Origin of the sequence: Campylobacter sp. BCW_6465 (genome assembly GCF_001762815.1) — a bacterium.
GTDB classification, from domain to species: domain Bacteria; phylum Campylobacterota; class Campylobacteria; order Campylobacterales; family Campylobacteraceae; genus Campylobacter_D; species Campylobacter_D jejuni.
Genome location: NZ_MJXN01000028.1, coordinates 1 through 6,797, shown reverse-complemented (window position 1 = coordinate 6,797; position 6,797 = coordinate 1). Strand labels below are relative to the sequence as shown.

Genomic DNA, 6,797 nt, shown 5'->3' with positions numbered 1-6,797 from the left:
ATTTGTGTAATAGATAGAAATAAAACTTTTAAGAATAAAAGCATTTGTGTGATTAATACTAGAGATGGACTTTTTATAAAACAAGTTTTAAAACAAGATGATGGAGTGATTTTACACTCTTTAAATCCTTTATATGAAGATATATTTTATAAAAATGGAGATTTTTTGCTAATTGGTGTGGTAATTGGAGAACTTTCTAAGATGTAACAGTACACAATAAGCTAAGCCAAGCTAATCTTGTCTCATCAATACAAAAGGATATAAAGATGGATAGAGTATCAGCAGACATAAGACAAGGTGTTAACAAAAGATTTATAAACGCAATTTGCAACCATAACAATGAACTTGTTTTAGAATATCTTAAAAATGGTATGAGTGCAACTAAAGAATGCATGGGCGAAGAACCTATGTTTTATGCAATAACTCATAATAATTTTGGAGCGATTTTACTTTTATTAAAATACGGTGCTATTTTAGATAAAGAGTATCTAGAAGAAAGCAATAAAGATTTTAGCAAAGAAGCTCTAAAGTTTTTAAGCTCTTTACTAAAATAAAAGAGAGTATTTTTACTCTCTTAGCTTTTAAAAATTCATAATCAAAAGCTCTTTACTTTCTTTTCTTTTTAAAACATTATTATTTAAAGAATACCTTACTTTTAATTCCTTAATATTAAAATCTTTATAAAGCTCTCTTATAAGCTCACAATCATTATAAGAAAGCATAAATTTACCCTTGATATTTTTAAGCAAATTACATAAAAGTTCATGTTCTTTTAGCCCAAAACCTCCTGTGTTTTTATAATAATTCTCAGTCCCTACATAAGGTGGATCTAAATAAAATAAAGCTTCATTGTAATCATATTCTTTTAAAATATATTCAAAGCTTTTATTTTCAATACTGGCATTTTTAAGTCTTTTTGTATGTAAGCTAAAATCCCTACATAATCTCTTTGGTGCTCTTTGTTTATTCATAGCAAAATGTCCCATGCTTGAACCAAAAGAAGTACTGATAAGATAAAAATAAAAAGCAGCCCTTTCTAAGTCATTTCTTGGCTTAATTTCTTTATTTTTAAGCATATGAAAGATTTTTCTACTTATTATCATAGAATTAAGCACATTTGCTAGGCTTTGGGGTTTGTTTCTTATGCAAAGATGTAAATTAATAAGCTCGTCGTTAATGTCGTTAATGACTTCTATTTTTGAAGCACTTTTTTGATAAAAAACACTTAAAGCTCCTCCAAAAACTTCAATATAGCTTTTATGCTCAGGCATTAAAGCGATGATTTCTTTAGCTAAATAGTTTTTACCACCCACCCAAGCAAACGGAGCTTTTAGCGTAGTTCTTGTAGGTTTAGTAAGTGTGCTAGTTTTTAGAAATTTGTCTGTATTATTTTTCATACAAACTCCTTTCAAAATAAAATTTAAAAAGCTAGTCTTTAAAAATAAAGCTATAATGCTTTTGCTAGTTTTTAGAAAAAGGAAGGCTTTAGTCTTCCTTGCCATTCTTGCTAACACTTTTTGAAAAATTGCGATTTTCCAAAAAGTCGCATCACTAAAGGCCACGCCCGACCATTCCTTGCTATGCAATGCCCCATATTGTCACTTCTTAACAATTTTTTCAATAAAATCCTTAGTATCTTTATAAATCACACTTCTTATACTTGGGTGCAAGACTTTGTTATTATCTATGGGTAAAAAAGCTCTTTGAGGAATTTTTCTTTTTCTGTTTCCCCATTGATGAACATAACCATATTTAAAGCCATTTTTAGTCTGTATATTATTAAAGACTTCTACTCCGCTTTTGGTAGGTTCGATTTGCCAATTTAAATCATTACTTAAATCCCCATCTCTTTTTAAAATTCCTTTATTCTTACCATCTTTTATCTTTTGTTTTATGGTAGCTGGTTTTAAGCTCTGCCATTTTCCATTAAAAATACTGCGTTCATTTTTAAAAGAGTCTATAATACTATTTCTTATGCTCTCACCAGCACCCGCCATAATGCTTTGCCCATGTTTATCCATATCTATTAATTTATCACAAGCTTTAAAAAAGTTTTCAAGCCCTTTTATTTCTATATATTCACTCATATTTTATCCATAAATTGTAGTGTTAATTTTGTTTTGTTCTTGCTTTCTTAAAGCGTCAAATACACTTTTTTGTATAGTATTTGCAAATTCTTGCATATTAAAATTGCCATCTTTAGTCGCTATGTTAAAAGTACCATTAACACTTATATTGATATTGCCATTATTAAAGCTTGGAGTATGGTTTATACTTTTTGTCTCAGCTAATTCATCTTTATAAGTATTTGTAGCAAAGACTTTTTCTTTGTTTTGTTCACTTTGGCTTATCTTAACTTCTTCATCATCTCCAAGCCCTACAAAATCAAGAGCATCTTTTATAAAGCCACTTATAGATGAGATCATATCTCCTACCCAAGAAAGCTTAGAAGCAAACCAATCAAATAAAGAACCAAAAATACTATAAAAGAAATCGCCAACACCTTGCCAAATAGAATTTAAAAACTCAGCTAATGGAGAAGCAACACTCATAATAATATCTTTAAAACTTGTAAATACAAGGGCACATTTATCAAATACTGCTTTAATGACATTGTATATAGGCTCCCAAACAGGTTTAAGCCATTCTATAAAAGATTTAAACCAAGACTTAACCTTATCCCAATTTGCAATAATAAGCCCAGTCACTATTGCAATGCCCGCTAAAATAAGACCAATGGGATTACTCATCATAGCCATGCTTAACACTCTAATACCAATAGCTACGGCTTTAAAAACTTTATTAAGCCCACCTAAAACAAAAGATAAGGCTTTAAGGGAGGTTGTGTAAATAGTAGTTGTGACGGTTTTTGCTTTTAAAGTAATATTAGATAATATACAAGAATTACGAAAAGCTAAAAGATGTATTCTTGTTTTAATCAAAGCACTTTTAAGTAAAATGGTGCAATCTTTAAGATAGTTTTTAGCAATAGCATAAGCTAAGACTGCAGGTTTGGCGAGCAAAAAAACTGTTGTAGCTGTAGCTACGATGGTACTAAGCACTGGAAATTTTGAAAGTAAGGTATCTACTATATCAATTACAAAGCTAAATCCTGAAGCGACTAATTTAACTACAGGGAGTAGAGCATCTGAAAATTTAATCGCCAAAGCACTTATATTATTTCCTAAAATTTTTAATATAGAAGCTGTAGTCTCACACTTATTAATAAGCTCTTTATCCATTGAACCTTTCTTCTCTTCTGAATTTGTCATCTTTAAAAGCTCTTGATAACGATCATAACCATTAACTAAAGTTGCCATAGCTCTAATCGTGCCACTATCATTGCCAAAAATATTAGTAATAACACCTATTTGAGACTCTTTATCAAGCGTTTTTATTCGTGAAAGTAAAATATTGATTGCTTCTTGCGAATTTCGATTTAAAGCTTTTTTCATAAACTCCCCGCTAAGACCTAATTGTGAAAAAGCTTCTTCTGCCTTAGCTCCTAAAGTATCAGCAGTTGAAAGTTTAGTAAACATGCTAGAAATAGCAGTCCCTGCAACTTCAGCTGGGATCTTTACTTCATCAAGCGTAGCAGCAAGAGCTGCCATGTTTTCTCTTTGAAGTCCTATAAGATTTCCCATTCCTCCAATTCTGCTCACAATATTTACTATATTTTTGGCATCACTTGAACCTTTATCAGCTAAATAGTTAATGCTATCACCTAAATCTTTAATGCCTTTAACATCGGTTTGAAGGTTTGCCATAAGACCACCTATGGCTTCTCCTGCTTCATTGGCACTCATCTCAAAAGCAACACCCATAGCAGTAGCAGTTTTACCAAACTCCAAAGCTTCTTTAGAGGCAAGACCAAGTTTTCCACCCTCTGCCACTATATTTGCAATTTCTTCTGCTGTCATAGGAAGTTTTTTGGATAAATCTAAAATATCTTGTTTTAAGCCTTCTAGTGTATGACCTTCACTAAGATCTGTTACTTTTTTTACATCAGCCATAGCACTTTCAAAATCAATACCAACTTTTATACTTTTCCCTACAATACCGCCACTTATTATATTTCCTAGAGAAAAAAGTTCATCTTGCAAACCTTTTCTTTGAGCTTTTAATTCCGCTCTTAAATTGGCATTGAGTTTAAGAGTGTTTAATTCTTTTTGCAATCCACTAATGCCGAGTTTAGTTTTTGCTGCTATTTTTTCTAAATTGCTAAAATCTTTAACTACCTTGCCAACGGCACTTGCGTTTTTAATCGCTAGTCCTAAAATAACACCAATTCCAATACTTCCAGCATTTTCCATATTCAACCCTTTTTAAGCGATTGTATTTTAAAATCTTTACTATGAAAGTTTTAAAATTTATTAACGATGATATAATTTCACATATTGCCTTATTATTAACAACGCTCATACCTGCTTTTTACATAAGCTATCAAAGTGCAAGTGATGGTTTTTTTAATATAATGGCTATTTTTATTTTTTCTTATTTTGCAAGCATTATCATAACTGCTATTTTAGTGATGATTATGCCACCCATTGCTTTATTGCTTATTTTACCCACTTGGCTAATTGCAATAAGTTTAGATTTTATTCTTTTTGCTATTTTAAAAATTTATTTTTTGAAAAATAAAACAATCAAAAACTCTTAGCCTTTAAAAATTCTTTTGAAATTGCTAAAGCTTCTTCAAACTCATCTAAGCTTAAATCTAAAACTTCATTTAATCCCCAATGCAAAGTATGACTTATAAGAGCTATAGCCTCTAAGCTATAACTCCTGCTTCTACCAAAAAATCTTTAAGAGCGTCCTGTAAAGCTTTAAAATCTTTAAGATTCAAATCTTCAATTTCACTTTCTTGCTTATTGGTAAGTGCAGCTATCATATAAATAGTTTGCTCCATTTCTTTTTCACTTTTATTAGTGGCGTTTTTTAATACACGCACATTTGGCTCTCTCATTTTTAATTCTTCGCCATTTTCAAGTTTGATTATTTTTTCTTTCATTTTTCTTTCCTTTTCCTAAAAACAAAGCAAAGCTTATGCTATTACTTTGCTATATAAAAGCCCTAAGGCAACTTTTTTATTTTTAAACACCGATTAATCAGTGTTTAAAGGGTTAAATTGCTTCTAACATCACTCATCATATCCACCCCATTTATCATTAAAATAGTGTTTTTATGATCGTAGGTAATGATTGGAATGTTATTTCTTCTTTGCATGTAAAAATGAACTGCCATTTTAATTTCAGCTTCCACCTCTTTTCCACTTTCATGATCGCTTTCACTTATGCTTATAAACTCTCCTAAAAACTCAGCACTAATACCATAGTTTTTTCCGCCTTTGTGAACACTTTCTCTAAATAATAAAGGAGCTTTAATCTCGCTAAAAGTAGTATGAAAGAAAGCCGCATAAAGCACAGGATCAACAACGGCTAATTTAAAGCTAATTTCTAAAGGCTTTAAAACCCCGCTACTATAATTTGCTCCTAAAACTCCTTTAGTTTCAATCATCTCTTGTTCTATGTCAGGCAATTTTAAATTTCTAACTACCCCAAGATAACCTTGTCCATCTATGTAAATGTTACCTTCTTGTATAACTTCACCAATCATTCTTTTCATTTTTAATCTCCTTTTAAAATTTATTAACTATCTGCACTAATAGTTTTAATCAAATCACTCGCCCATTCATCAGAGTAGATGAACTCTAAAGTGATTTGTTTAACGATTGGATTATTCATCATTTTTATATTTAGATAAAACTTACCAGCACTCACATTGGCATCTGTGTTTCTTTCTTCATCCCAGCTTACCTCATAGCCAATTAAAACCTTAGCTCCTTTTAAATCTCTTAGCAATTCTTCAATGCTGATTTTTATAAAATATAATTCACTTGCTTTTTTATCAATAGCTTTAAAAGCTGCTTTTTGTCCTGCTAGAGCTATGCGATCAAAGGTTCTTACACGAGCTAAATCTTGCCAAATCGTATCTTCATGGCTAGTTTCCCCACCCCAAGAGCGATAACCTTCACTTAAAATACAAGTTGAAATATGAGCGTTTCTTAGTCTTTCTGCATCACAATCAAAGCCATTGATAAACTCTATAAAATACTCTGTGCCAGTAACCCCATTCATCACTCTATTTGAGTAAGAATCACTAAAGCCATATTCTTTATCTCCATCTGTATGAGCTATTAAACCTGCGATGATAGGAGATTGTGGAACATAAGCGTATTTTCCTTGTGTATTTAAGATTTGAACCTGTGGCCAAGTGGCAATTAATCTTTTAGAGCTAAAAGCCTCCATTGTATTAATAGCTTCGCCAACATTTGTAGCGTAAAGATCCACAATAGCTGTGATATTCATAGAACTTGCCACACTTTCAAGCTTAGCCTTTACTCCTGCTTCATGTGAGTAATAAGGAGCAATGATTAAATCAGGACTAAAACCTGTTTTATGTTTGGCTTTTTTAAAGGCTTCTATGGCATTAACAATATTGGTTAAAGTGTTTTCACTTTCCTCGCTTTCTTCAAAAAAACTAATAATAATTACATTACTTACATTTTGTAGATTGATACATTCTAAAGTATCTAAAAGTCTAAAATCTTGTAAGTTATTTTCTTTGATTAAATCGTTTACAAATTCTTTTGCTTTGCTTACATTTGAAAAGGCAAAGATTGGAAAGCTATCCACGCTTTCATAACCAGCCTTTGTGTAAATCATTTCTTTACTTGCACCTTTTATAGCCCCAGCAATACCAATAGGCGTATCACTTTGCACTTTAATAGGACTTGC

General features: G+C 31.2%; 9 protein-coding genes. 3 read left to right on the top strand and 6 right to left on the bottom strand.

Features of this window, described 5'->3' with window-relative positions; genetic code table 11:
• Nucleotides 1–207, top strand: a 207-nt coding sequence (locus AJ886_RS02570; RefSeq protein ID WP_148124017.1) for a S24 family peptidase, incomplete at its 5' end; no start/stop codon positions are given.
• A 59-nt stretch (nucleotides 208–266) separates the two neighbouring features.
• On the top strand, nucleotides 267–554 hold the full coding sequence (locus tag AJ886_RS02565; RefSeq protein ID WP_070284989.1) for a hypothetical protein: 288 nt from the start codon (nucleotides 267–269) through the stop codon (nucleotides 552–554).
• Between the two features lie 27 nt (nucleotides 555–581).
• Here the strand turns inward: AJ886_RS02565 and AJ886_RS02560 are convergent, their stop codons facing one another.
• From AJ886_RS02560 to AJ886_RS02550, 3 genes are all read right to left on the bottom strand, one after another.
• Entirely contained in the window at nucleotides 582–1,397 is an 816-nt protein-coding gene (locus AJ886_RS02560; RefSeq protein WP_070287078.1) for a DNA adenine methylase, read from the bottom strand.
• Nucleotides 1,398–1,598: 201 nt separating this feature from the next.
• Nucleotides 1,599–2,087, bottom strand: coding sequence for a phage virion morphogenesis protein (locus AJ886_RS02555; protein ID WP_070287077.1), 489 nt, complete (start codon nucleotides 2,085–2,087; stop codon nucleotides 1,599–1,601).
• A gap of 3 nt (nucleotides 2,088–2,090) precedes the next feature.
• Nucleotides 2,091–4,313, bottom strand: a complete 2,223-nt coding sequence (locus AJ886_RS02550) for a phage tail tape measure protein (protein ID WP_070287076.1) — start codon at nucleotides 4,311–4,313, stop codon at nucleotides 2,091–2,093.
• A gap of 41 nt (nucleotides 4,314–4,354) precedes the next feature.
• On the opposite strand from AJ886_RS02550, the gene AJ886_RS02545 reads away from it, so the two are divergent.
• Nucleotides 4,355–4,660: a hypothetical protein gene (locus AJ886_RS02545; protein WP_070287075.1), complete on the top strand. Its 306-nt coding sequence runs from the start codon at nucleotides 4,355–4,357 to the stop codon at nucleotides 4,658–4,660.
• A 111-nt stretch (nucleotides 4,661–4,771) separates the two neighbouring features.
• Here the strand turns inward: AJ886_RS02545 and AJ886_RS02540 are convergent, their stop codons facing one another.
• The 3 genes from AJ886_RS02540 to AJ886_RS02530 form a co-directional block, all read right to left on the bottom strand.
• Nucleotides 4,772–5,011: a phage tail assembly protein gene (locus tag AJ886_RS02540; RefSeq protein ID WP_032593234.1), complete on the bottom strand. Its 240-nt coding sequence runs from the start codon at nucleotides 5,009–5,011 to the stop codon at nucleotides 4,772–4,774.
• Between the two features lie 104 nt (nucleotides 5,012–5,115).
• A complete protein-coding gene (locus AJ886_RS02535; RefSeq protein ID WP_002794205.1) occupies nucleotides 5,116–5,625 on the bottom strand; it encodes a phage major tail tube protein in 510 nt (169 codons plus the stop codon).
• 23 nt (nucleotides 5,626–5,648) lie between these two features.
• On the bottom strand, nucleotides 5,649–6,797 hold a 1,149-nt coding region (locus tag AJ886_RS02530; protein ID WP_070287074.1), incomplete at its 5' end, for a phage tail sheath family protein.

Bases quoted from the DNA above. Each gene is read 5' to 3' on its own strand.
- AJ886_RS02565 (WP_070284989.1), top strand. From the start codon at position 267: ATGGATAGAGTATCAGCAGACATAAGACAAGGTGTTAACAAAAGATTT.
- AJ886_RS02560 (WP_070287078.1), bottom strand. From the start codon at position 1,397: ATGAAAAATAATACAGACAAATTTCTAAAAACTAGCACACTTACTAAA.
- AJ886_RS02555 (WP_070287077.1), bottom strand. From the start codon at position 2,087: ATGAGTGAATATATAGAAATAAAAGGGCTTGAAAACTTTTTTAAAGCT.
- AJ886_RS02550 (WP_070287076.1), bottom strand. From the start codon at position 4,313: ATGGAAAATGCTGGAAGTATTGGAATTGGTGTTATTTTAGGACTAGCG.
- AJ886_RS02545 (WP_070287075.1), top strand. From the start codon at position 4,355: ATGAAAGTTTTAAAATTTATTAACGATGATATAATTTCACATATTGCC.
- AJ886_RS02540 (WP_032593234.1), bottom strand. From the start codon at position 5,011: ATGAAAGAAAAAATAATCAAACTTGAAAATGGCGAAGAATTAAAAATG.
- AJ886_RS02535 (WP_002794205.1), bottom strand. From the start codon at position 5,625: ATGAAAAGAATGATTGGTGAAGTTATACAAGAAGGTAACATTTACATA.